27 protein-coding genes, 1 other RNA gene and 1 other annotated feature are annotated in these 24,771 nt (G+C 47.4%); of the genes, 25 read left to right on the top strand and 3 right to left on the bottom strand.

The features are described 5' to 3' along the window. Window positions 1-64: 64 nt before the first annotated feature. A complete protein-coding gene (locus tag ACUUHJ_RS00500) occupies window positions 65-955 on the bottom strand; it encodes an EamA family transporter (protein ID WP_289675464.1) in 891 nt (296 codons plus the stop codon). A 214-nt stretch (window positions 956-1,169) separates the two neighbouring features. On the opposite strand from ACUUHJ_RS00500, the gene ACUUHJ_RS00505 reads away from it, so the two are divergent. The 10 genes from ACUUHJ_RS00505 to ACUUHJ_RS00550 all read left to right on the top strand — a co-directional run bounded on the left by ACUUHJ_RS00505 (window position 1,170) and on the right by ACUUHJ_RS00550 (window position 9,881). Continuing rightward, a complete protein-coding gene (locus ACUUHJ_RS00505) occupies window positions 1,170-2,933 on the top strand; it encodes an HD domain-containing phosphohydrolase (RefSeq protein ID WP_472298059.1) in 1,764 nt (587 codons plus the stop codon). Window positions 2,934-2,988: 55 nt separating this feature from the next. Further along, an RNA gene (ffs, locus tag ACUUHJ_RS00510) (signal recognition particle sRNA large type) lies at window positions 2,989-3,253 on the top strand. 241 nt (window positions 3,254-3,494) lie between these two features. Further along, window positions 3,495-4,928: a PAS domain-containing sensor histidine kinase gene (locus tag ACUUHJ_RS00515; RefSeq protein ID WP_289675468.1), complete on the top strand. Its 1,434-nt coding sequence runs from the start codon at window positions 3,495-3,497 to the stop codon at window positions 4,926-4,928. Window positions 4,929-5,069: 141 nt separating this feature from the next. After that, window positions 5,070-6,767, top strand: coding sequence for a DNA polymerase III subunit gamma/tau (gene dnaX, locus ACUUHJ_RS00520; RefSeq protein WP_472298060.1), 1,698 nt, complete (start codon window positions 5,070-5,072; stop codon window positions 6,765-6,767). Window positions 6,768-6,812: 45 nt separating this feature from the next. Then, window positions 6,813-7,124 (top strand): YbaB/EbfC family nucleoid-associated protein, encoded by a 312-nt coding sequence (locus ACUUHJ_RS00525; protein WP_026134079.1) that lies wholly within the window; start codon window positions 6,813-6,815, stop codon window positions 7,122-7,124. Between the two features lie 28 nt (window positions 7,125-7,152). Then, the gene (recR, locus tag ACUUHJ_RS00530) at window positions 7,153-7,749 is read left to right on the top strand and encodes a recombination mediator RecR (protein ID WP_012683846.1); all 597 of its coding nucleotides are present in this window, start codon (window positions 7,153-7,155) and stop codon (window positions 7,747-7,749) included. Between the two features lie 95 nt (window positions 7,750-7,844). After that, window positions 7,845-8,318 carry an SRPBCC family protein gene (locus ACUUHJ_RS00535; RefSeq protein ID WP_472298061.1) on the top strand — a complete coding sequence of 158 codons (474 nt, stop codon included), beginning with the start codon at window positions 7,845-7,847 and terminating at the stop codon, window positions 8,316-8,318. 59 nt (window positions 8,319-8,377) lie between these two features. Further along, window positions 8,378-9,355 (top strand): CPBP family intramembrane glutamic endopeptidase, encoded by a 978-nt coding sequence (locus tag ACUUHJ_RS00540; RefSeq protein WP_289675471.1) that lies wholly within the window; start codon window positions 8,378-8,380, stop codon window positions 9,353-9,355. A 15-nt stretch (window positions 9,356-9,370) separates the two neighbouring features. Then, window positions 9,371-9,601: a DUF2508 family protein gene (locus tag ACUUHJ_RS00545; RefSeq protein ID WP_289675472.1), complete on the top strand. Its 231-nt coding sequence runs from the start codon at window positions 9,371-9,373 to the stop codon at window positions 9,599-9,601. Between the two features lie 13 nt (window positions 9,602-9,614). After that, on the top strand, window positions 9,615-9,881 hold the full coding sequence (locus ACUUHJ_RS00550) for a pro-sigmaK processing inhibitor BofA family protein (protein WP_012683850.1): 267 nt from the start codon (window positions 9,615-9,617) through the stop codon (window positions 9,879-9,881). Between the two features lie 16 nt (window positions 9,882-9,897). Here ACUUHJ_RS00550 and ACUUHJ_RS00555 read toward each other — a convergent pair whose 3' ends face one another. Beyond that, window positions 9,898-10,425 (bottom strand): hypothetical protein, encoded by a 528-nt coding sequence (locus tag ACUUHJ_RS00555; RefSeq protein WP_472298062.1) that lies wholly within the window; start codon window positions 10,423-10,425, stop codon window positions 9,898-9,900. A 195-nt stretch (window positions 10,426-10,620) separates the two neighbouring features. Between ACUUHJ_RS00555 and ACUUHJ_RS00560 the strand changes: the two genes are divergently transcribed. The 14 genes from ACUUHJ_RS00560 to ACUUHJ_RS00625 all read left to right on the top strand — a co-directional run bounded on the left by ACUUHJ_RS00560 (window position 10,621) and on the right by ACUUHJ_RS00625 (window position 21,676). After that, window positions 10,621-11,610, top strand: coding sequence for a hypothetical protein (locus tag ACUUHJ_RS00560; protein ID WP_289675475.1), 990 nt, complete (start codon window positions 10,621-10,623; stop codon window positions 11,608-11,610). A gap of 60 nt (window positions 11,611-11,670) precedes the next feature. Then, window positions 11,671-11,853: a sigma factor G inhibitor Gin gene (locus tag ACUUHJ_RS00565; RefSeq protein ID WP_007719893.1), complete on the top strand. Its 183-nt coding sequence runs from the start codon at window positions 11,671-11,673 to the stop codon at window positions 11,851-11,853. A 104-nt stretch (window positions 11,854-11,957) separates the two neighbouring features. Then, entirely contained in the window at window positions 11,958-13,430 is a 1,473-nt protein-coding gene (locus ACUUHJ_RS00570; protein WP_472298063.1) for an aminotransferase class I/II-fold pyridoxal phosphate-dependent enzyme, read from the top strand. A gap of 39 nt (window positions 13,431-13,469) precedes the next feature. Beyond that, on the top strand, window positions 13,470-14,111 hold the full coding sequence (gene tmk, locus ACUUHJ_RS00575) for a dTMP kinase (RefSeq protein WP_472298064.1): 642 nt from the start codon (window positions 13,470-13,472) through the stop codon (window positions 14,109-14,111). Window positions 14,112-14,253: 142 nt separating this feature from the next. Further along, window positions 14,254-14,583, top strand: coding sequence for a cyclic-di-AMP receptor (locus tag ACUUHJ_RS00580; RefSeq protein WP_007719896.1), 330 nt, complete (start codon window positions 14,254-14,256; stop codon window positions 14,581-14,583). Between the two features lie 92 nt (window positions 14,584-14,675). Further along, complete coding sequence (locus ACUUHJ_RS00585; protein WP_012683855.1) at window positions 14,676-15,122, top strand: YaaR family protein; 447 nt, start codon at window positions 14,676-14,678, stop codon at window positions 15,120-15,122. Between the two features lie 16 nt (window positions 15,123-15,138). After that, window positions 15,139-16,119, top strand: a complete 981-nt coding sequence (gene holB, locus ACUUHJ_RS00590; protein WP_472298065.1) for a DNA polymerase III subunit delta' — start codon at window positions 15,139-15,141, stop codon at window positions 16,117-16,119. A 3-nt stretch (window positions 16,120-16,122) separates the two neighbouring features. Further along, window positions 16,123-16,938, top strand: a complete 816-nt coding sequence (locus tag ACUUHJ_RS00595) for a PSP1 domain-containing protein (RefSeq protein ID WP_012683857.1) — start codon at window positions 16,123-16,125, stop codon at window positions 16,936-16,938. 28 nt (window positions 16,939-16,966) lie between these two features. Further along, window positions 16,967-17,338, top strand: a complete 372-nt coding sequence (yabA, locus tag ACUUHJ_RS00600) for a DNA replication initiation control protein YabA (protein ID WP_012683858.1) — start codon at window positions 16,967-16,969, stop codon at window positions 17,336-17,338. 108 nt (window positions 17,339-17,446) lie between these two features. Further along, window positions 17,447-18,214, top strand: coding sequence for a tRNA1(Val) (adenine(37)-N6)-methyltransferase (locus tag ACUUHJ_RS00605; RefSeq protein WP_007719904.1), 768 nt, complete (start codon window positions 17,447-17,449; stop codon window positions 18,212-18,214). Next, a complete protein-coding gene (locus ACUUHJ_RS00610; RefSeq protein ID WP_007719905.1) occupies window positions 18,189-18,464 on the top strand; it encodes a GIY-YIG nuclease family protein in 276 nt (91 codons plus the stop codon). The genes ACUUHJ_RS00605 and ACUUHJ_RS00610 overlap by 26 nt, the downstream gene beginning before the upstream one ends. Further along, complete coding sequence (gene rsmI, locus ACUUHJ_RS00615; RefSeq protein ID WP_472298066.1) at window positions 18,461-19,333, top strand: 16S rRNA (cytidine(1402)-2'-O)-methyltransferase; 873 nt, start codon at window positions 18,461-18,463, stop codon at window positions 19,331-19,333. Before ACUUHJ_RS00610 ends, rsmI begins: the two co-directional genes overlap by 4 nt. 125 nt (window positions 19,334-19,458) lie before the next feature. Beyond that, window positions 19,459-20,823: an IS1182 family transposase gene (locus ACUUHJ_RS00620; RefSeq protein WP_472298067.1), complete on the top strand. Its 1,365-nt coding sequence runs from the start codon at window positions 19,459-19,461 to the stop codon at window positions 20,821-20,823. 202 nt (window positions 20,824-21,025) lie between these two features. Beyond that, entirely contained in the window at window positions 21,026-21,676 is a 651-nt protein-coding gene (locus ACUUHJ_RS00625) for a class I SAM-dependent methyltransferase (protein WP_472298068.1), read from the top strand. Window positions 21,677-21,736: 60 nt separating this feature from the next. On the opposite strand, the gene ACUUHJ_RS00630 is transcribed toward ACUUHJ_RS00625, so the two are convergent. Beyond that, window positions 21,737-21,985 (bottom strand): AbrB/MazE/SpoVT family DNA-binding domain-containing protein, encoded by a 249-nt coding sequence (locus ACUUHJ_RS00630; protein WP_007719913.1) that lies wholly within the window; start codon window positions 21,983-21,985, stop codon window positions 21,737-21,739. Window positions 21,986-22,430: 445 nt separating this feature from the next. Next, window positions 22,431-22,684: a binding site (T-box leader), on the top strand. A gap of 57 nt (window positions 22,685-22,741) precedes the next feature. On the opposite strand from ACUUHJ_RS00630, the gene metG reads away from it, so the two are divergent. Beyond that, complete coding sequence (metG, locus tag ACUUHJ_RS00635) at window positions 22,742-24,769, top strand: methionine--tRNA ligase (protein ID WP_289675488.1); 2,028 nt, start codon at window positions 22,742-22,744, stop codon at window positions 24,767-24,769. Window positions 24,770-24,771: the final 2 nt, after the last annotated feature.

The following is a 24,771-nucleotide window of genomic DNA, read 5'->3' on the forward strand; positions in this document are numbered from 1 at the left end:
TTTATCATAAAAAAACCCGTCCGTATGTGCGGTAGAGGCACAATGGATGGGCTTTGGACAACGTTTATGAGGTAACCTTGTTTCTTCGAATGTTTCGCTGGCGCAGCCATTCCGGCAAGATGATTCCGAGTAAAATGATCACGACACCGCTCACTTGGAGAATAGAGACAGATTCATTCAGAATGACATAGGAGGAGAGTACAGCCATAGGTAGCTCAGCTGCTCCCAATATGGCTCCCATCCCCGGGCCGATGTGGGGCATACCATAATTGAAAAAAACCGTCGGGATCAAAATCCCGAAAAAGGCGAGTAAAAATACGTATGGAAACAACCCGTCCAACAATGCTCCGTTGAATAGAAAAGCAGGTGGGTAAATCAGGCTGGCCAACAGAAAAGAGCCCGTCGCCATGCTGGAACTACGAAGCCACGGATTAACAGAAATGGCGGTTTTCCCGCTGAACAAAATAAACAACGTAAAAGAAACGGCTGAGAGAAGGCCGAATATGACACCGAGGATATGAAATTGGGCCAATCCACCGCTCTCAAAAATTCCTCCTGCAAGAAGGGTCCCTGTCAGCAATAAGAGGAGGGAAAAAATCGTCTCCTTTCCAGGCATCCGGCGAGTGATCACAGCTTCAATCAATACGCCCATCCACGTGAATTGAAACAAAAGGACGATGGCGATCGAGGCTGGGATATATTGCAGGGCATTGTAGTACATCATTCCCGTCGAACCGACAGTCAGACCTACAGCGACCAATAATAGCAACTGGCGAAGGGGAGGCTTGGTCCGAAGGAAGAAAAGGGCGGGTATCCAGGTCAGCACAAAGCCCAAAAACATTTGCCCACCAATTACTTCTGCGGGCGAATAGCCTTGCTTGTAGGCAAGCTTTACGATGGTTGATAGTATGCCGTAACTACATGCTCCGAGAAAAACCAGGAGGATGTATCTCATCTGATGCATCTCCTCACATACGATAATAATTCTTAGCTAGAATATTACGACAGCGTCCGTTTGTCTATGGATGAAAAAGATTCCATTTTTGGTTCGAACAAAGGTTTGAGTTTGATCCCAGCGGGAAATAGTGAAGTGACACTATATAATCGTACCCACTACAAATGGTGTAGCTATAGGATTAGTGAACAGCTTAGAAAAAAGGGGGAGGCTTGTGTACCTGAAGTGGAGGGATCGATTATTTTCCACATTTTTATTATTGGTTCTAGGCCCGACTATTTTTATTTGCTTCCTTTTTTACGATCAAGCCAAAGAGGCAGTATTTGAGCTATACAAGACGAACATGAATGCGAATATAGGACTCGTCGATGAACGTCTTTTGTCTCTTTTTCAGTCTATCCAAAAGGATACCGATGAATTGGCGATTAGGCTGACAGTGCGTATGACAGAGGGACCATCTTTTGTCGAGGGAAATAAAAATGGCATCCGGCGTGGATGGCCATCGCAGGAACAAGCCGTCCAAAATCTATTCGAGCGTTTCTCCGACAAACAAAACGTGGTAGGCAATATTGTTTTTCTCGGTGAAGATGGGAGAGTTTTCTCCTTACGCGAAGATAAGAGCTGGAGTGCGGATAATCAATTTATGGAACGAGAGCATTGGGGAACCGGAGAAAGCAGGGTAGATTTTCTAACCAAAAGGGAGAAAGAGGAGTATCCAAGATCATTTTTTCTCGAGAAGCGCCTGGAGGATTCGAATTCAAAAGCTACGGGGCTTTTATTGGTGGAAATCGATCTGGACAAACTGACTGACTGGGTTCGTACCTACGTCGTTCCAAAAGAGTATGGCATGATGGTTCTTTCCCCCTCCCGAACCATTATGATTCACACCGATAAAGCGATGATTGGAAGCCATGTTTCGGGGCTACCTCATTATGAAATCGTGCGCAATCAGTGGGAACAATCCAATGAAAAAGGACTCTTTTCTTTGCTCATCCAAGGCAAGGACATTTACGTATACCGTCAAGTATCTGAAAAAAGCGGTGGTGCTTATTTTGAGTGGTTGCCAAGAGACGGGATTAATGAACGGTTACAACGATTGAACCTCTTCTTTTTTTTCACCCTTTTTATCGTTATTTTATTTGCCTGTTATGTGGCTCATCGTTTATCAAAATGGATTGGTGAGCCGATCTATAGCTTGGTATCCGCCACTGACTCCTTGTTGAAAGGTGACTTTTCTATACGCGTCCCGATACAGGGAATGAAAGAAATAACGCTATTGGAGAATAAGTTCAACACCATGGCAGAACAGATGCATTCGTTAATTATCCGAGAGCGGGAGTATTCGCAACAGAGCCTGGATCAAATCGTTCGCAGCTTTTATTTAGCCGTAGAGATGAAGGACCCTTATACAGCAGGACATTCAGAACGAGTTACACACTACGCCCTTATCATCTATGATTATTTACAGCAACAGGAGCAGCTTGCCGTTTCACGAGATGATTTACGTTATGCTGGATTAATGCATGATATCGGAAAAGTAGCTATTCCTGATCACGTCCTTTTAAAAACAGGAAAGCTCTCACCCGACGAGTATGAATGCATGAAAACTCATTCCATCATCAGTGGAAAAATTGTGGAGCAGATAGAAAACCTGTCTCATATCAGTCCAGGGGTACGACATCATCATGAGCGATGGGATGGAAAAGGTTACCCTGATCAGCTCAAAGGGGAAGAAATCCCGCTGATCGGGCGTATTCTTGCCGTTGCAGATACGTTTGATGCGATGACTTCTACACGTTCCTATCGCAAAGCCATGTCAGCAAACGAGGCATACGAAGAAATTCTGCGATGCCAAGAAACACAGTTTGATCCCTCCATTGTTTCGATTTTTAAGAAGGCCTTTGAGGATGGAGCTATTCAGATTACACAATCGGCGAATTGCAAGGGAAGAGTTAGTAAGGATAGAGAGATTTCCTAACACTGGATAGGTTTACTCCTTGCTATCGGCTATTAACTTTGGTATTCTAATTCTACCGTGCTAGACGGGGAGGTTGCGGTGCCCTGTAACCTGCAATCCGCAATAGCAGGGTTGAATTCCTATCCTAGGTTTTCTTATGTGAGGCTGCCTTATGGCGGCGGTGTTGAGGAGCGGGTCCTGTGCAACGCGAACCCATGAATCTGGTCAGGTCCGGAAGGAAGCAGCCATAAGTGGATCATCGCGTGTGCCGCAGGGTAGCCTGCTCTGAGCTGCTACCATAAGTAACGCTCGGATGAGAATTATCGAAGATAGGTGCACGGTACTTATCACGCATGTACAGATAGCATGTTTCCTAAGGGAAGCATGCTATTTTTGTTTATGTTTATTTTACGATACAATTATTTTTTGTTGCAATTTGACGATAACTAGCGAAATATTTCCATGCTTTTCAAGCGGATAGAATGAAGGTTTTATGAATATTTTCACGAATTTTCATAATAGGCGGAAAGGATTTCGGTTTCTTTCCTTTCAAAATACGTCATAGGCCAGGAGGGACAAGCAATGAGTGCACTTTCTTCGTTACATCTCGTTGGCTCGTCCGGTCGATTGCAGCGGTTCATGCATCAACTGCCTACTGCCGTTTTATTGGTGAATCAAGCGGGTAGTATCGTGGAGGTCAACGAACAACTGCTTCGTGTAACCGGATATTCACGCGATCAACTAGTCAATCAGCCAATCAGCTCTCTTCTTCCCCATCGAGGTTCCATAGAGCACCTGTATGAGGAATATTTGCGAAGGGAAGAAGAAGTGGGAACCAAAGGCGAGGTCGAACTGGAATGGTGTGATAAACAAGGGAAATGCAGGAACACATCTGTCATGATCATGGCACAGCAAGCAGAAGAACTTCTGTACATGATTCATTTTCCCCAACTCCTAAAAGAAAGCGATCAGCTTTTATCGCAACGATTGCTGACCAAACTGACCTATGATACAAGCATGGGCTTGTTTATCCTCGACGAGAAATCGATCATTATCGAAGCCAGTCAGACGGCGTGTAAGCTACTGGGTATGGAGAGACTGGACGTCATCAATAAGCACGTCGATCAAGTATTTAGCGGCATCCCCGAACCACATCGGTTCATTAAAAAAGAATTGTTGGAAGGCGTAAAGCTGCAAAATGTCGCGACTTCCTGGACTAATGACAACCAACGCTATGAGCTGATTGTCGACGCAAATACACTCCAAGACGAGTCAGGGAAAATAGTGGGGGCGTTTATTCTTTTCAAAGACATAACAAACCTGCGATCCTTCGCCCAAAAGCTCGAGCGGAATGAACGCTTGGCGATGATCGGGCAAATTGCTGCTGGTACAGCACACGAGATTCGCAATCCCCTTACCTCGATCAAAGGTTTTCTGCAAATGTTCCTCAAGTTATTTGGTGACAGTGGCATGGAGAGGGAGAAAACCTACACCGAAATCATGCTCACAGAAATCAATCGCATCAATTCTTTAGTCAGTGAATTCCTGCTATTGAGCAAGCCGCGTAATATTCAATATTCCATGGTCGACTTAAATACCGTTTTTGAGGAGATTTTGCCGATCGTCGAGTCGCAGGCGAATCTGTACGGAATTGATGTCCAGTTTGCCTCTTGCGGTAAGCTTCCGATGGTCGTCGGGGATAACGAGCTATTGAAACAAGTGTTCATTAATATCTGCAAAAATGGAATAGAAGCAATGGGAGAGCAGGGATCGCTTCAGATTTCCCATCATTTCGATCAGGATGGCGACAAAGTGAGTATCGATATTCACGATTCAGGTCCAGGCATCCCGCTTTACATTATTGATAAGATTTTTGATCCGTTTTTTACGACAAAAGAGGAAGGGACAGGGCTCGGATTGTCTGTCTGCCAAAAAATCATTCACGATATTGGCGGTCAAATCCGTGTCTCCTCCAAAGGGTTTGGGACGACCTTCCATATCATGCTGCCATATTAGGTGTAGAATGCGTCCCGCACAATTGTGAACGGGGCGTTTTTTAAGTGAGACATGTCCGTTCACTTTGTACGAACGGTGGCAATCGTGTATACTGAATAGGATATAGAAGAGGACTGTGCAGATGGGGAGTGTCACACGAACATGGCTTATACCGCGCTATACCGCGTATACCGACCGCAGACTTTTCAAGACGTAGTCGGACAAGAGCATGTTACGACAACCTTGCGTAATGCTTTACGCGAAAATAGGCTGTCCCATGCCTATTTATTCAACGGTCCCCGAGGTACGGGAAAAACAAGTGCAGCCAAAATTATGGCGAAAGCAGTGAACTGCGAGCAGCCCATAGATGGCGAGCCATGCAATCATTGCGATACGTGTAGAGCCATCTCCAACGGTTCTGTAACGGATGTGCTGGAAATCGACGCTGCATCCAACCGTGGTGTTGAAGAGATCCGCGACATTCGCGACAAAGTGAAATTTGCCCCGAGCGACGTCAGGTATAAAGTGTACATCATCGATGAGGTGCATATGCTGACGACAGAGGCATTTAACGCTTTGTTAAAAACCCTCGAAGAGCCGCCGTCCCACGTCATTTTTATTTTGGCGACGACAGAGCCGCACAAGCTGCCAGCTACGATTATCTCTCGTTGCCAGCGCTTTGATTTTCACCGAATTCCACTGAGAGTGATGGTCGATCTTTTGCAAAGGATTTGCCAATCACAAGGGGTGCAGGTGGAGGAGCAGGCCCTGCAGCTCGTAGCGAAGATGGCTGAAGGTGGAGCCCGTGATGCTCTTAGCTTGTTGGACCAAGCGATTAGCTATAGCAAGGACGAGGTTCGTGCTAGTGATATTATGCAGATTACGGGCACAGTTGCCCAATCTCACTTTTCTGTGCTTGCGCGACATATTGCCGAAAATGATATTGCGCAGGTCATGGAGCAATTTGATAAAGTCATGGTGCAAGGGAAGGACCCGGAGCAGTTCCTGCACGATTTCCTCTACTATTACCGCGATATGCTGTTATTGAAGACAGCGCCGCAGCTAGAAGAGATTGTCGAGCGGACCATGATTGATGACCAGTTTGCAGAGGTTGCAAAGCTGTACTCGTTTCCGGTGCTTTACGCAGCGATTGAGACCTGCAATCAGGCTTTGTCGCAATTAAAATGGTCGACCTATGCAAGGGTGCTGGTTGAACTGACCCTTGTCAAAATGTGCCAGCCTAATGCGAATGCGACGGAATCTATGGGAGCCTCACCCGTTAACAGCGAGGAACTGACAGCGATGTCCAATCGTATCCGCGTTTTGGAAGAGCGTTTGGTTCAAGTGATGCAAGGTCAGGTGAACATTCCCGGCCAGCAAAAGGCCGAAGAAACGCGCAAGAGCGAACCAAGGCGCATAGCTGCGGCTTCGGGTGGTTCACGAACCCCGATGAATAGAGTCAGGGAAGTCGCGAAGGCCATGGATGAGAATTTGACGAGACAAGTGCGTGGGCAGTGGAGTCAAATTTTGACCGAACTGAAAAAGATCAAGATCCAGTACCAGGCTTGGCTAGTCAATGGTCAACCGGTAGCTGCTGGCAATGAAGCGGTTGTCGTTACCTTTAACAGTGCTATCCATTGCGATAAGACGATGGAGGCAGAGCTTCGGAGCGTGATCGAGCGCGTTATGTCTACGGTGTTGGGCAGGCCCTTGCAGCTCTTGTCTGTCATGGAGGAAGAGTGGCAAAGTGTAGACCAGCAGGTTGGTCAAAAAGACGCTTCTGATGAGCCGGAAGAGGACCCGTTTTTTGCGGAAGCCATCAAGCTCGTCGGAGAAGGTCTTGTTGAAGTCAAAGACTAAATCATACACTCATAACCATTTAGGGAGGATACCTCAATGAAAAACATGCAGCAAATGCAACAAATGATGAAGCAAGTGAAAAAAATGCAGGAAGAAATGCAAAAAGCGCAAGAAGGCTTGAAAGAGAGAATCGTGGAAGGCTCTGCTGGTGGCGGTGCTATCACTGTGAAAATTGATGGACATAAGCAAATCAAAGACATCGTGATCAAGCCAGAAGTTGTAGACCCTGAAGATGTGGAAATGCTGCAAGACCTGGTGCTCACTGCTGTGAACGATGCACTGCGCAAAGCAGATGAAATGGTAGGCAAGGAAATGGGCAAATTTACTGGAGGCATGAACATCCCAGGCCTGTTCTAAAAATTGGGCAGGAAAAGAGGAGTAGGCGATGTTTTATCCAGAACCGGTCTCAAAGCTCATTGATGGTTTTATGAAATTGCCCGGCATTGGTCCCAAAACGGCTGGGCGGCTTGCCTTTTTTGTGCTCAATATGAAAGAGGACGACGTGCTTGATCTGGCAAAAGCATTGGTCAATGCCAAGCGTCAGCTTCATTACTGCTCGGTCTGCAACAATATTACCGATCTTGATCCATGTCATATTTGTCGGGACAAACGCCGTGACGGCTCCATCATCTGTGTGGTGCAAGAGCCACGAGACGTGGTAGCGATGGAGAAGACGCGAGAGTTTGAAGGGTATTATCACGTTTTGCACGGGGCGATTTCTCCTATGGATGGGATCGGTCCGGAGGATATTCGCATTCCTGACCTCTTGAAGCGCCTCGGTGACGAGCAGGTGAAGGAAGTCATTTTGGCGACCAACCCGAATATCGAAGGGGAAGCAACAGCGATGTACATTTCTCGGCTGATTAAACCTTTTGGCATCCGCGTTACGCGTATCGCCCACGGCTTGCCAGTCGGTGGAGATTTGGAGTACGCCGATGAAGTGACGCTGACCAAAGCATTGGAAGGCAGACGCGACCTGTAAAGGAAATTTTTTAAATATCATCCAAGAGTACGATATAGATAGAAAAGAAGACGGGGTCTGCCTGTCTTTTTTTCGTTTCAAGAGGAGAATGCAGGATGCCAGTTATTCGTATGGAGTTTTTGATAGATGCTCCACGACAGGTCTGCTTTGATGCTGCCAGAAGCATTGATTTGCATATGGAATCAACCGCCAGCACGAAGGAGAGAGCCATTGGAGGAGTAACGAGCGGACTGATAAACCTGGGGGAGACGGTTACCTGGGAAGCTGTTCACTTCGGTATCAAGCAAAATTTGACGGTGAAAATCACAGAGATGGAGGAACCGTGCTATTTCGTGGATGAAATGGTTTCTGGTGCATTCAAACGGTTTCATCACACGCATGAGTTCATTCCGATAACGGACAACCAGACGAGGATGATCGACATTTTTGATTACACATCTCCGCTGGGTATTTTGGGAAAGCTCGCGGATTGGTTGTTCCTGGAGGCGTATATGACGCGATTTTTACGAACGCGTAATGAATATCTCAAGCAAGTAGCGGAAGCACAGATCAAAGCTTTGCAATCTTGATAGAAATGGCGGACTTTTTTGAATGGACGAGACATACAGTGAAATAGGAGCGTGAGGAGATGCTGACAGGACCAGGGCTGTCGCTTGCGAGTGGGATACGGCGACAAAAGTCCACTCCATGGGCGATCATGCTGTTTATTGGGTATTGGCTCATGTTTGCTGCCGAGTTATCCATGATTCGTTTTCACAAGGGGGTAGACGGAAAGTGGGTCGCTACTACCGTCGGGCAACCGGAGGTGTGGTTAGGATTACTTGCATTTGGGGTGACGGTATTTAGCTTCATTGCGACCGTTGGTTTCATTGTGAGCCTGCTAAAAGAAAGACGGCAGCTGACGTCATGGCTATGGCAATATGACGAGCTTACAGGGAATGATGTACTGCATATTGTAGCTTGGCTGCATGTGTTTCAAACGGGCGTACTGCTGTTGTATGGTTTTTTACTGGAAGGTACCTTCTTTTCCATCGGAACGATCGGAGGGATATTGGAATCAGCTATCTTTCAACTGTTCCTGTTGATTTTGATTCCACTGTGGTTTCGTGGACGACTGGGGGAAATCGGCGTTCGCCGACCTGTACGACTAGGCCGGATGCTGTTGATGCTCGCTGCTCTGTTTCTTTTGATTGCACTAGTGATGGATGCGGTGGTGACTAACCCGATTGCGGACTGGTTTGGACTGTCTCTGTCATCGGAGCGAGAGCAGCAGATCGAAAAAGAGATTGTGCAGGCGAAAGAAACGGATATTTTGGCGGCGCTCACCTCGCTCGTGGTCATTGGCATCTTGGTTCCGATTGCGGAGGAGATTTTGTTTCGGGGCGTGATTCAGACTTATCTGGTTCAGAGAATTGGGCCTTTTTTGGGTATTTTCCTGAGCAGTCTCTGGTTTGGGCTCCTACATATGGATCTCGCCCTATTTGCTCCACTTTTTGTCATTGGACTTTTACTCGGATTCGTTCGACATCGGTACCAATCAATCTGGGGAGCCGTTTTGTTGCATGCGTTGAACAACATGACAGGGGTACTTTACTACTTTCACTGAGGGGGAGGCTTGCTGGTGAGTAGGTGGAGAAAAAAAGCGCGGTTCGTGGTGGAATGGAATGAAGCGAGCCTGGATGTAGCAGTCAATCAGGCGCGAATGGACTGGCAGCATGCCCGCCATCTTGTGGAGATCAGTGAACCGGATGGCGGTTTGGATGATGTCATTTACTATTTGCATTTGACCGAAAAGCGGTATATGTATTTGCTCGCGCAAGCAAAGCGCGAAAGGAATCGCCAACAGGCATAGGAGGAAAAAGCCGATGACTACAGGGTGGGTTATAGCACTGATTGTAGTTGGAATTTTGCTGGTGATTGCCGTCAGCAAATCTGTCACGGGCCCGATCAGGTGGATTGGATTTGGGATCATGCAAGTCGTGATTGGGGCACTATTGCTGTTTTTCACCAATCTGGTTGGAGAGCTGGCTAACTTCCACATCCCGATCAACCCGGTGACGGCTCTGCTCGTCGGACTTCTCCGTTTGCCTGGATTGGCGGCGTTGATTGTCATCAAGCTATGGGTTATGTAAAGGTGTATCGATTCGTTTATCCATCGGTAAGCAAAAAAGCAACGCCGCGATCCTCGTATTTCACACGGCTACGACTTGGCTGACGAAAGGAAGCAAGGAAGGCGAGGAGACGTGGCAGCGAGACGATCAACGTTCCGGTGATCAAGGTGAGCCCGTATCCTCCCGAAAGCCACACATAAGCCCCTGCTGCAATCGCCATACTCCCCACGTTTACCGTCAGCTCACTTCCCCGATAGACAGAGAGCGGGACGGGAAGTGGATAGCCTGCCCCCCACCATGGAGAGACGAGCATATCGGCAGTTGTCTTTGGTTTATGGCCGCGCAGAAGGGCATACAATCGAAATAAGAACAAATGACAGATCGGTATCACGGGTAGAATCGCTAATGTCACAATCAGCGTATAAGCGGGGACTTGTAGCAAGAATGAGTGCCAAATAAGGGACAAGCCTATCAACAGCAGTTGAAAAAGGTAGCCGACGAATCGCCAACGAAAACGATAGAGCAGCTTGTAGCTATAGATCGTATGAGCGGCGGTTTCTTTCATGAGAAGTCACTTCCTTTGACAGCGGTCTGGATGAATGAAAGTCTGCGTTTCCATTATCGCACAGTCGCAAATCTTGAGAAAGCTCATACAACGAATGAAACAAGCCGTTTGTCTAGCCTGATTAGACTGACGGCTTTTTGTTATGGAAAGGATAAAAGGAATGATAGGGGTAGGGCGTGAGGAGGGAAGAAGAGCGTGAAGCTTTGGGTCATTTCAGAGGAGGTCGTAGCCAGATTCGGAAATGAGCTAGGAGCATGTGGAATCGAGCTGATTGTTTGCAGCACAGATGCCATTCAAGAAGGCGCCAATGGATTTTTGCTGACAAAAGAGAGTGATGGCAAGCTTTTGCTAGAAAGGATGCAAAAGCTGGGGACGGAGCCATGGCTCGCACTTGTCTACGGAAGCGACGTGCCATACGACTGGGCGAATACTTTATGTACCCAATACGAGCATACCGGGAAGTATGAGGTCATCCGCATGGCGTTATTAACCCGCGAGCGTGCTTTGCTTGGAGGGGAACCTGATGGGAGATGGATGCGATTCCTCTGTAGGCAGCTCGCTCGTTACTCACTGGTGACGATGGTATGCGGTATGCGCGAAGTGGATGAAGCGCTTCGGCAATTGCCGCGCTATTTGGCGTGGAAGGAGCAGTTTTATATCGAACTTGGTGCCAGCTGCGATGAGAAGGGAATTTCTCTGCTCCAAGTCAGTCGCGCGCTCGGTATGGACAAACGAATCGGTCACGGCTGGCTCTACCCGTCCCGCAAGGACTCTTCTCTCATCGTTCGATGGCTTGAAAAAGAATGCAGGCTCGTTCTACAAAAAGCCAATATACAGCGGATCGTACTTTGGGGAGAGGATTCGCTATGGGAGCAGATGTCTTCTGACTGGTTGGCTGGAAAGGACGTTGCCATGTACACGGGGGAGGACAAGCCAATTCTGAACAAAAGGATGACGCGTTGGACGCTATACGATTCGTGGCAGGATGCTATAAAGGATGCGGATTTGCTCGTGATCGGGAATGCTGCGGGAACGACCATTGCAGAGCTGCCGTTATCAGAGCTGGTTAGCAGAATGAAGCATTCCTATGTCATTGATGCGGCAGCTTGCTTCCCTTTGCAGGAAGCCCAGTCCTACTTCCAAGCCTACCGAGCTATCGGCGAAAACACGAACGTTTGGGAATGATCCTGACTATAATAGGGTATAATGATTGGTATATTGAGGAAAAGGGCAGGCGTTTTCACTATGGAAAAAGTTGCTCAGCGATGTATCGTCTGTGAACAGGAGCAGAATGACGGAATCGCCATTTGTGAGCAGTTTATCTGTCAACGGTGCGAACAGGAAATGGTCAATACCGATGTACAGGATGAAAAGTATCCATTTTTTATTCATCAGATGAGACGCATTTGGTTGCGAAAAGATGCGTGAAGAAAGAAGGCATCGGTGCATTCCGGTGTCTTTTTTTTGCTGGATTCATGCGTGTCCAAATCATGCTAAAATAGGGGAATAAAAATAAAGGACGTGAGTCGCGCGTGTTGGAGAGAGATGTTGAATTTCGGGAGCGACAAAAGCGTGCGCCCCTTTATGAACAGCTTGAACGGCACGCCAAGCATCGGCCGCATCCGTTTCATGTGCCAGGACATAAAATGGGCCACAGCTTTGATAACCATGCGAAAAATCGTTTTCAAGACATTTTGGAGCTGGACGTAACGGAAATTAGCGGGACAGATGACCTGCATCAGCCACAGGGTGTCATTGCAGAAGCGCAGGATTTGGCGGCGCAAGCCTTCCATGCGGAACAGACCAAGTTTTTGATCGGAGGAAGTACAGTAGGAAATATCGCCCTCATCATGACGGTATGCAGACCGGGCGACAAGATACTCGTACAACGCAATTGCCATAAGTCTGTATTCAACGGCATTATGATGGCGAGAGCAACCCCGATCTTTTTAGTACCTGCCGTCGATCTGGCAACAGGAGTCGCTGCGGGTGTAAGGCGCGAAGATGTAGAGCGTGCGCTGCTTGCACACCCCGATGCCAAGGCAGTTTTTTTGACGAATCCGACCTATTATGGAATGGGTATCGATTTGGCGAAAATGGCGGCTACTGTCCATCGGTTTGACGTACCGCTGTTGATAGACGAAGCTCACGGTGCCCACTACGGGTTCCATCCTGCCTTTCCGCGTTCTGCCATGCAGGAAGGTGCAGATGCTTCGGTCCAATCGACACACAAAATGGGAACAGCGATGACGATGTCCTCGATGCTGCATATTCAGGGGGAGCGGATTGATCGTGAACGGTTGTACCGCCATCTTGCCATGCTTCAGTCTTCCAGCCCATCCTATGTGCTGATGGCTTCGCTCGATGTAGCCAGACGTCATCTGGTGTTGGAGGCGACCGAGGAGTGGAACAGGTTGTTGCCGCTTTTGGACAAGTTTCGGGAGCGACTTGATCTACTGGACTGGCTGGATTGGCCGCGACTGTCCACAAACAGCGTATACGCTACGCTTGACCCGTTGAAGCTGTTTTTCCATCTGCGAACAGCCCAATTCAGTGGATTTGACTTGCAGAAATGGATGGAAAAGCACGGGATTTTCTCGGAGCTGGCGGATGACTCTCATGTACTCCTCGCAGCCTCGACAGGAACAGCCTCCCGTGACCTGGAAGCTTTGTGGAGATTGCTTGAATCGATGGCGCCACAAGTAGAACCGGGGGAGGAGCGCATTCTTTTGGCGGGAGTCGTGTCTTCCCATTATTTGCGCGAGCAGGCATTGCCGATGCATGAAGCCGTTGATTGCCCGAGGGAGTCGATTCTTTTGGAGCAAGCTCTGGGACGCATTGTGGCAGAGATGGTGATTCCGTATCCGCCAGGGATTCCGGTGCTGGTGCCAGGCGAGCGAATCGATGAAGAAAGTCTGGCGATGCTAAAGGAATTGGCGAGAGGACAAACACGATTCCACGGCGTACAAGACGACCAGCTACAAACGATACAGGTTTTACGATAATTTAAGCAACTGGCCTGCTACAACAGGGGTGGAAGGAGTATGGAAGTGGCAACAGGAAAAAAAGGCCGATTTATTACGATAGAAGGCGGAGAAGGGGCTGGGAAATCCACCGTCATCGCCAAGCTGTACGAAGAGCTGAAAATGCGGGGAGTCGATGTGCTTTTGACTCGTGAGCCCGGTGGAATTGATATCGCCGAAAAAATTCGGGAAATTATTTTAAATCCAGCGCACACGCAGATGGATAAAAGAACAGAGGCTCTCTTGTATGCGGCAGCACGTGGTCAGCATTTGGCGGAAAAGGTGTTGCCTGCTTTGGCAGAGGGCAATCTGGTACTGTGCGACCGTTTTATCGACAGTAGTCTTGCCTATCAAGGACATGCGCGGGGATTGGGCATTGATGCTGTCTACCAGATTAACCGATTTGCTGTCGGTGACTGTATGCCGGAATTGACCTTGTTCTTTGATGTACAGCCCGAAACCGGATTGGCACGGATTAATGCCTCCCGTGGACGAGAAGTAAATCGTCTCGATCTGGAAGGGATGCGTTTCCATGAGCTTGTTCGGGAAGGGTATCAGCTGGTCATGGAACGTGACCCAGAGCGCTTTGTCGTCATTGATGCCGAGCAGCCGATGGAACAAGTATATCAATCTGCCCTACAGGCACTGCTAGACAGATTGTAAAGGCTGTAAGGTTCCCTGTACCGCAGGATGATGTACATGCTGTATAATATGTTTAAGCGAAATAACGTACCAAGCCTACGTGTTTTTCATACAATGAAGAAGCCAAATTGGGAATGGATCATGGGAGAAAGGGTGATAGCCGATGAAAATGGTAGTTGCGGTCGTCCAAGATAAAGATAGTGGTCGTCTGTCTCAACAACTGGTGAAAAAAGGTTTTCGTGCTACGAAGCTGGCTAGTACGGGTAGCTTTTTACGCGCCGGTAACACAACTTTTTTGATCGGTACGTCTGACGAAAGCGTGCCGGAAGTAATCGACATCATTGCGCATAATTGCAAATCCCGCAAACAAATGGTCACTCCCGTCTCTCCACTCAGCAATGCTGTAGACTCGTTCATGCCATATCCGCTGGAAGTACAGGTGGGTGGTGCGGCAGTATTCGTATTGGATGTCGGAGAGTTCCACTCATTTTAATGTGGTTCCTTCTCTCTTTTTTCGCAGCTTTCGTATATACTTGATCTCATGGGGACAAACCCTGTATTGGATCGGGCGACGGAGGTGGCGATATGAAAATCAGTGATGGGTTACGGCCTAAACTGGACTTGATTAAAACGACGGATTCACGCAAGAATCCTCAACTGGAAAAGCTGAATTTTGGCACGATGATTCAAGGAGAAGACGAACGTATGTCTCAGGAGAAGCTTACCCGGCTGCTGACAGACATAGACAAGCAGGGACAGATTCTTGCTCGTTCCCGCGCCGTTCGTGACTTCTATGCTTATAAAAATCTCGTCAAGCAGTTCATGGAAGAGGCTGTGAAGTTCGGCATTGCCCTAGATGACAGACGAGGAATGAATCGGCGTGGTCGCAGCAGGCTGTACAAGATCGTCAAAGAGGTGGATGCAGAGCTCCTCAAACTGACAGATGAGCTCTTGAGCGAGCAGGCACCAACGATTGATTTGTTAGCCAGGATTGGCGAAATCCGCGGCATGTTGATCAATTTGTATTTTTAGTGGGTGTGAAACCATCATGACATGGACCCGTTTTTCTCAGCAGCCACGAGCACAGGAACTGCTGTCTCATAGTTTGCGCAACGAACGACTGGCACACGCCTACTTGCTGGCGGGTCCCAAAGGTTCAGGTAAAAAGCAGATGGCCCTGCATCTGGCGAAGTCCCTTTTTTGTTCGGAAAGGGAGGCAGACGCCTGCGGGGCCTGTGTTACATGCAGGCGCATAGAGGGTGGCAACCACCCGGATGTGTTGTTTATTACGCCTGATGGGGCTTCGATTAAGATCGACCAGATCCGTTCACTGCAAAAAGAAATGGCGATGCGGGCCGTCGAGTCGTCACGCAAGGTATATATCATCGAGCACGTCGATAAAATGACGACACAGGCTGCCAACAGTCTACTCAAGTTTCTGGAGGAACCGCCCGCTGGTGTACTGGCACTACTATTGACAGAGCACAGCCATGCGATTCTTCCTACGATTTTATCTCGATGCCAAAACGTTCAATTTTCACCACTATCTGCAGAATTGATTGCGGAAAAGCTGCGTGCAGAGGGCGTTTTGGCGGGAATGGCGCAGGTTGCCTCCCACATTACGACAAATGTGGAAGAAGCTATGACACTCAGCCAATCAGAATCGTTTGCACAGCTAAGAAATCTAGTGATACAATTGGTGCAGGAGTGCAAACAGCGCAATTCATCTGCACTCTTAACGATCCATGATATGTTGCAAAAGAGCGACAAAAGTAAAGAGGAACTACCCCTCTTTTTAGATTTGCTCATCCTTTGGCTGCGCGATATCCTGTATTTGCAAGTAGGCAGGCATGCCCATCTCATTAACAGCGACCAACAGGATGTGCTGCAAGGACAAGCACTGGTATGGACAAAAGCTGAGCTCTTGCGTGGGATAGATTTGGTCATGGAGACGAAAAATCGGATAGAGCGAAATGCCAACGCACAGTTGGCTCTTGAGCGGTTGGTTCTTCAATTCCAGGAGGGATAACCCTTGTACGAGGTTGTTGGGGTCCGCTTTAAGAAAGCGGGCAAAATATATTACTTCGACCCTGACCGACTGCCGATTGAGCAAGACTGCACCGTCATCGTTGAAACGGCGCGAGGGGTCGAATTTGGCAAGGTCGTCATTGGCAAAAAAGAAGTGGCTGAGTCTGATGTCGTATTGCCGCTGAAAAAGGTCATTCGGATGGCAGACGAGCGAGATGCAAAACAGGTGGATGAAAACAAGCAAGCCGCCAAGAATGCTTTTGCTGTATGTCAGACGAAGATCAAAGAGCACAAGCTCGATATGAAGCTGGTTGATGTGGAATACACGTTCGACCGCAACAAGATTATCTTTTATTTTACTGCTGACGGCAGGGTTGATTTCCGTGAGCTGGTAAAAGACCTCGCCTCCGTATTCCGCACCCGGATTGAGCTTCGCCAGATCGGTGTGCGTGACGAAGCCAAAATGCTCGGCGGGATCGGGCCTTGTGGCAGGTTGCTTTGCTGTTCGACGTTCCTCGGCGATTTCGAGCCTGTCTCGATCAAAATGGCCAAGGACCAAAATCTTTCGTTGAATCCAGCCAAAATCTCTGGTCTGTGCGGCCGGTTGATGTGCTGTTTAAAATACGAGAACGACAACTATGAAAGCTCGAAGGATGAGATGCCGGACGTCGGCAAATTGGTCACCACCCCGATGGGGAATGGACGAGTCGTTTCCGTAAACGTGCTTGACCAATCTGTTCAAGTAGAGCTTTCAATTGACAAACGTGTCACCGAATTCGGATTGGATGAGATTGCGATAGGTCTCCCCACCTTTGAATAAAGTGTGGGGGTAGGGGAGAGGTGAGCTAGTGGACAAACGGGAAATCTTCGTCAAGATGGCGAGCATTGAAGAACGTATTGGTGACCTTTATAAGGAAATTGGTGAACTGAAAGACGTCATCGTTGTTTTGATGGAGGAAAACGCCCAATTACTCGTTGAAAACCAGCACCTTCGCAACCGACTAGACAGGAAAAAGACCGGCTCCCAAGCAAAACAAAAGGGAACAAGCCCTGTCGCGAAGGAAAAAGCCAAAAAGGCAGTGGTCGGCGAAGGATATGACAACCTAGCCCGTTTGTACGCGGAAGGATTTCATATCTGTAATGTGCATTTCGGCAGCCTGCGAAAAGAAGGGGATTGCCTGTTCTGTCTCTCATTCCTGAGCGGCGGCCCTCAAAAATAAGCGGTGAGTAACCAGCACCACATGAAAAAGCGACCTGGGCCACGTGTCAGGTCGCTTTTTTCCGGATAGGAATAATAAGACAAGAACAAAAGGGAGTACGAGTCGCAGATGGAACCTGTCACCAACGTGCCGCTTTACGAAACAGAGCGCATCGATGATTTATTGACACATGAAATGAAAATAATCCAGAGCCACGAGGTGTTTTGCTTCTCGATGGACGCGGTTCTTTTGGCGCGATTCGCATCGGTGCCAAAGCGTGGAAAAGTATTGGATATGTGCACGGGCAATGGAGCTATACCGCTCATTATGACGACGCGTACGCCAGAAGCCAGTTTTGATGGAATCGAAATTCAAGAGCGTTTGTTCAGCATGGCGAGCCGCAATGTGACATTGAATGGTTTGAACGAGCGAATTACGATGCATCATGGCGATGTGAAGGATGCGGTGTCGCTGTTTGGGCACGGGAATTTCGATTTGATCACCTGCAATCCACCGTATATGCCTGCGACCAGTGGGGAGAAAAACATCAGCGAGCACTTTGCGATCGCTCGTCATGAGATTATGCTGTCCTTGGAGGATGTCATTCGCGTGGGGAGTCAGTTGCTAAAAAATGGCGGCAAACTGGCGCTCGTGCATCGATCCACACGTTTGATCGACATCGTTTCGCTTATGCGCCAATATGGCATTGAGCCGAAGCGAATGCGTCTGGTTTATCCGCGTAGGGAAGCAGAGCCGAATATGGTTCTGATCGAGGGAATAAGGGGTGGAAAGCCGGAGCTGAGAATTCAGCCGCCGCTGATTGTGTATGAAAATGGAGAACAATACTGTGAAGAACTACAGGAAATCTATTATGGCAGACGAGATTCCCTCGAGTAAGAGTCACTATGTCTACATTCTCTCTTGTGCGGATGGGACACTCTACACCGGATATACAACAGAGCTGATCCGTCGCTTGGCTGCTCATAATGAAGGAAAGGGTGCCAAGTATACGAGAGGCCGCGGGCCAGTGGAGCTGCTCTATTGGGAAGAAGGGGCAGACCGTTCCTGGGGTCTCAAGCGTGAAGAGAGCATCAAACGATTAACCCGCAAGAAAAAAGAAGAATTGATTGGAGGGGCCTCCGAATGAATGTGCAACGCAGTTTTGCGTCAGAAGAAGCAGGAGTCCTTTATTTGGTGGCTACACCCATCGGTAATCTCGATGATATCACGGTGCGGTGTCTAAATACGTTGCGTGAAGTCGATGTCATCGCGTGTGAAGATACGCGCCAGACGAGAAAGTTGCTGAATCATTTTCAAATCGAAAAACGTACGGTCAGCTATCACGAGCATAATAAGGAAGCAAGTGGAAATGGGTTGTTGCAGTGGCTCGCCGAGGGCAAAAAGATTGCCTTGGTAAGCGACGCTGGTTTGCCGGCTATTTCCGACCCGGGTGCGGAGCTGGTACGAGATGCGACCGCAGCGGGATTTTCTGTCATCCCCGTTCCGGGTGCCAATGCGGCGTTGACAGCTTTGATCGCTTCCGGTCTTCCTACTGATCGCTTTGTATTTTGCGGATTTATGGGACGCGAAAACAAAGAAAGACGCGAAGAGCTGGAACGATTGAAGCGATATCCAGAAACGCTGATTTTTTATGAAGCTCCTCATCGGGTGGAAAAGACACTTGCGGCCATGCGGGAAGTGTGGGGGAATCGGCGAGCTGTCCTGGCAAGAGAGCTGACAAAGCGCTACGAGGAATTTGCGCGCGGGACGTTGGACGAGCTGCTGGAATGGCTCAGAAGCGGCGAGGTGCGCGGTGAGTTTTGTGTCATTGTCGAAGGCAACACCGGTCCGCTGGAAGCGGAAGTCGATGATGCATGGTGGCAATCACTGAGTATCGTGGAGCACGTGGATCATTACTGCGCACAAGGCATGGGGAAAAAGGAAGCCATCAAGCAAGCAGCTGATGATCGAAACGTATCCAAACGAGATGTTTACAACGAGTATCATCGTGAATAAAAGGGAATGAGTGAGCAAAGCTGGCCGATACGGGGCTGTTGACAAATTGCCGTAGAGATAGGAGTTTCTGGGAATCGTGTAGAAATCATTTCTATACGGTTCTTTTTATTTTGGAGGGCTATCTCATGATGGGAATCGATGGAGACAAACAGCACCAGTTTATGTTCTTAAATTTGGATGATCTTGTACCCGAGAATCATTTTTTACGTGTTGTTCGTAATAAGATTGATTTTTCTTTTATCTATGAGAAAGTGCAACACTTATACTCGCCTGTAGGTCGTCGCTCAGTTGATCCAGTTTTGTTAATGAAAATGATCCTTATCGGGTATCTTTATGGCATCCCTTCCGAAAGGAAGTTGGAACAAGAAATCCAAGTGAATTTGGCCTATCGATGGTTTTTAGGATTGGACTTAACTGACACTGTTCCCGATCATTCCACACTGAGCCAGAACCGCCGTCGTAGATTTAAAGAAAGTCATATTTTTCAGGAGATCTTCGATCACATCGTCTCGGAATGTATTCGAACTGGTTTAGTTACTGGGGAAATAATTGTTGTTGATTCTACTCACATCAAAGCGAATGCATCGATTAATAGGTCAGAAAAAGTTTTAGTGGAGAAAAAGCCTACTGAGTACCTTGAAGAGCTAGAAAAGGAAGCACGGAGAATTAAAAAAGACAGAGATAACGATCCCACTAGGAAAAAACGAGGAAGAAAACCTAAAACCTCTCCTCCTGAGAAGGAAGTAAAACAGAGCACAACAGACCCGGAGTCAGGTTTATTGAACCGTCCTAATAAACCCAAGGGATTTCACTATTTAGCGCATACCAGTGTGGACGTTAAGCATGGAATCATAACTGATATACACGTTACGGCTGCTAATGTGAATGACCACGAACCATTTATAAAGCGATTACAGATACAAAAAGAGAAATTTGGTTTACATATTGGCAAAGTAGGCGCAGATAAAGGGTATGATCGCTCTGGAGTACACCATGAATTAGAAAATTTAAAGATAACCGGTTATATCTCTCCGATAAAAGGTGTTATTGATCAGACCGAAAGGTCAGTACAATTTACATTTGATGAAATGAACGATGCCTATTATTGCTCGAATGGCAAGGCACTTCAATTTACTCATGTTAAGTGGCACAGTTGGAAACAAAGTTATAGCAAAATTTATGCTGCCCAAACAAAGGACTGTAAGTCCTGTGAGTTACGCCAACAATGTTTTGGACAAACCGCATCTCGCAAAACAATAGAAAGACCATTATTCCAAGAGGCTAAAGAACGCAACCAAGCAAGGAAGCAAAGCCAAGAGTACAGTGTTATCCAAAGGCAAAGAAGAATATGGTGCGAGGGTACCTTCGGTACAATGAAAAGGCAGCATAACTTAAAAGAAACATACAAAAGAGGCATTCGAAATGTATCCGAACACTGCCTCTTTTCTGCAATGGCAATTAACATTAAACGAATGATAAAAGCAAACTAATCACAGGTTACGAAACAAAACAATCCGACGACGTATAAGTGAAAAAACGGCAAAAGGGTTAGGGCATTGGGTCCCTAACCCTTTTTGTCAACAGCCCCGATACGGTCGGCTTTTTTCTTTTCGTCATCTCGACGGGTTACGTTTAATACGATGGTAAGGGGCACCGCGGTGTTTTCGGAAGGAATGGAAGGGGGAATCAACAGTGAGTATACGTGATTCTCGTTTTATTGTGAATACAGATGAAAAAGACGATCACTTCATATTTACGCTGCCCGTTATATGGAACAGCAGACCGTACGAATATGCTTGGGCCAAACAGTTTGCCAATCCGAATGACGTTGTGCTTGATTCAGCTTGTGGGATCTGCCACCCATTCAAATTTTATTTGGCCGATCATTGTAGAGAAGTACACGCTTGTGATCTCGATAATCGGATACTATCTAAGGAAGCGATCTATCAAGATATTGTGGACGTATTTGGGAAAAGGGTAGCAGACAGCCTGCCTGTACATTATTTTGATGTTATTCATTATTGTCGAGCCAATTTAACCTACTTGCCGTACTCAAATCAAAAGTTTGATACTGTATTTTGCATCTCTGTTCTCGAGCATCTTGAAGACCCGGTTATGGTGCAAGCATTCAGTGAATTTCGCAGGGTGTTAAAAGACGATGGGCAGCTCGTGCTCACTTTTGATTACCCGCTAATCAATTTAGCTCGACTACAGCAAGTTTTGGCGGAGGTTGGATTACAGTTTTCTGGCGATGTATCCTTTGAAATGCCGACAGATGTGGTCTATTCTGATTTGTATGAGCCAAGGCTGTTCTTCTTCCGAGCGCTTTTGAAGAAAAAATAGCAAACAAAAAGCCTTTGTGAGGCTCGTCCCACAAAGGCATGTTTATGTAATCAAATGATATTAGCGTTTAACAGGCATTTCTGTCAGGCAATCTTGGCACACAATTTTACCTTTAAAGTGAGATACTTTGTCAGCGTTTCCACAGAAGATACATGCAGGCTCATACTTTTTCAGGATGATGCGCTCTCCGTCAACGTAGATTTCCAAAGCATCTTTCTCAGCGATACCCAGAGTGCGGCGCAATTCGATTGGAATAACAACACGACCCAATTCATCTACTTTACGAACAATACCGGTTGATTTCATCATAGTTAAAATCTCCTCCCAAAATACTGTATATGTCGATGCTATTGTTATACGCTCATCATTTATCGTCAATATTCGACATTTTCTGTTGGGATAATCATACCAGCCATTCCCAAAGGTGTCAACATGATTTTGACAATTCCTTGAAAAGCAAAATGTTTTTTCAAAACCGAAATGCTGTTAAATAGGTGTTTATCAAAGTGATGGAAGGAATATGGAAATTTTTATGGATAAAATTTACTGGGATTATTGGGTGTCGAATGAGTCGACGAATGTCGAAACCCAACATGATGATTCGACAAAAACCCCAAGTTTTCCCCTTTCTACTTGTAATTTGTAAAGTTGGCATGAGGCGAGCGATAAAATCACTCAGGAAGATGGGTTTGTCGAGGATGTTTACAAAACAGGTTGGTCGTGTACAATAGAGGATAAATACAGCAAATGATACCAAACGACCATGATGGGAAGAGTAAGCCGATCTCCTTATTTCAGAGAGCCGGGGTAGCTGAAAACCGGTATAAGCGAGCAAGCTGAACATGGACCCTGAGTCTTGCAAATGAACAGTGACGGCATTGACCGTACCAAGTAGTTTGTGACGTATGCCCACGTTACGGGTAGAGTCATGTTTTGACTCACCAAGTCCGTTTTCCGTGAGGGGACGGAGTATTTGGGTGGTACCGCGAGATAGAGCTCGCCCCAATTTTTTGGGGTGGGCTTTTCCTTATTTTCATTAACGTAAACAGGAGGGGAATAGTTGCAATGAAACCTACTTATTACATTACAACACCGATCTACTATCCAAGTAACAAGCTCCACATCGGTAACGCTTACACCACAATCGCGTGTGATGCTATGGCACGTTATAAGCGTTTGCGCGGCTATGATGTGTATTACCTGACAGGGACAGATGAGCATGGTCAAAAGCTCCAAGAGCGTGCAGCCGAAGAGGGCAAACAACCCCTCGAATTCATCGACCCGATTGTCGATTGGGTAAAGGACCTGTGGGAAAAGCTGGACATCTCTTATGACGATTTCATCCGTACCACAGAGCCTCGTCATAAAGAAGTCGTACAAAAAGTGTTCCAGCGCCTGCTCGATCAAGGTGATATTTACTTGGGCGAGTATGAGGGCTTCTACTGTGTACCGTGTGAGGCTTTCTGGACAGAAACCCAAGCGAAAACGGACAACGGATATGCGTGTCCAGACTGTGGCCGCGAAGTGAAAAAAGTGAAGGAGAAAAACTACTTCTTCCGCATGTCCAAGTATCAGGACAGACTGCTTGCACACATTGAAGCAAACCCTGAATTTATTCAACCGGAGAGCCGCCGCAACGAAATGATCAATAACTTCCTGAAACCAGGCCTTCAGGATTTGTCCGTATCCCGCAGTACATTTGACTGGGGAATCAAGGTGCCAAGCGATCCAGAGCATGTTATTTACGTATGGATTGATGCATTGACGAACTATATTTCTGCTCTCGGGTATTTGTCCGAGGACGACAGCAAATATCGTAACTTCTGGCCAGCCAATGTTCATATGGTTGGAAAAGACATTTTGCGCTTCCATACGATCTACTGGCCAATCCTGTTGATGGCATTGGACATCCCGTTGCCAAAACAAATTTTTGGTCATGGCTGGCTTCTGATGCCGGATGGAAAAATGTCAAAATCCAAGGGCAATGTCATTGACCCGAAGGTTTTGATTGACCGTTACGGTTCTGACGGCGTTCGCTACTTCCTGCTTCGTGAAATCAACTTCGGTCAGGATGGCATCTTCACGCCAGAATCGTTCGTGCAGCGCCTGAACTACGACTTGGCTAATGACATCGGAAACCTGCTAAGCCGTACCGCTACGATGATTGAGAAATATTTCGATGGTATCGTTCCAGCTCCACAGGATGCAGGAGAGCCGGATGACAGCTTGATCGGCCTTGCGATGAAAACGAAGGCGCTGGTGGAAGAGCACATAGAAGAAATGCGCTTCTCCAATGCACTGGCTCACATCTGGGAGCTGGTGGGACGTACAAACAAATACATCGACGAGACCATGCCTTGGAATTTGGCGAAATCCGAAGAAACCAAAGGTCGTCTGGCAACCGTTATGTACAATTTGGTGGAAAGCATCCGCATTAGCTCCGTCCTGATCCAACCGTTCATGACCAAAGCACCAGCGAAAATTTGGGATCAACTGGGTATTTTGGGCAATGAAGAAGCAACCAACTGGGAATCTGCAAGTGTATGGGGTGGATTGCCTGCTGGAAGCACCGTTAGCCGCAAGGAACTGCTCTTCCCTCGTCTGGATGTTCAAGCGGAACTGGCTTTCATCGACGATTCGACTGCAGAGGCACGCCGCCAAGCGGAAGAAAACAAGAAAAAGCAAGCAGCTTTGAAAGGGGAAGCACCTGTGAGCGAAACAAACACCAACCAAACAGACGCAACAACTGACAAGCCAGCTGATGCAAAAGAAGAAATCAGCATCGACGATTTTGGAAAAGTAGAGCTGCGCGTCGCACAGGTAGTGGAATGTGCCAAGCATCCAAATGCAGACAAATTGTTGGTTCTGCAATTGGATCTCGGCTACGAGAAGCGCCAAGTAGTTTCCGGTATCGCGAAATACTACTCCCCAGAAGATATGGTCGGCAAAAAAGTGATCCTCGTAGCTAACCTGAAGCCAGTGAAGCTTCGTGGTGAGCTGTCCCAAGGAATGATCTTGGCAGCATCGGCAGGAGATCAGTTGACACTTGCGACTGTTGACCCAAGTATGCCAAACGGAGCAATCGTGAAGTAACG

This window comes from Brevibacillus schisleri, from assembly GCF_055685845.1.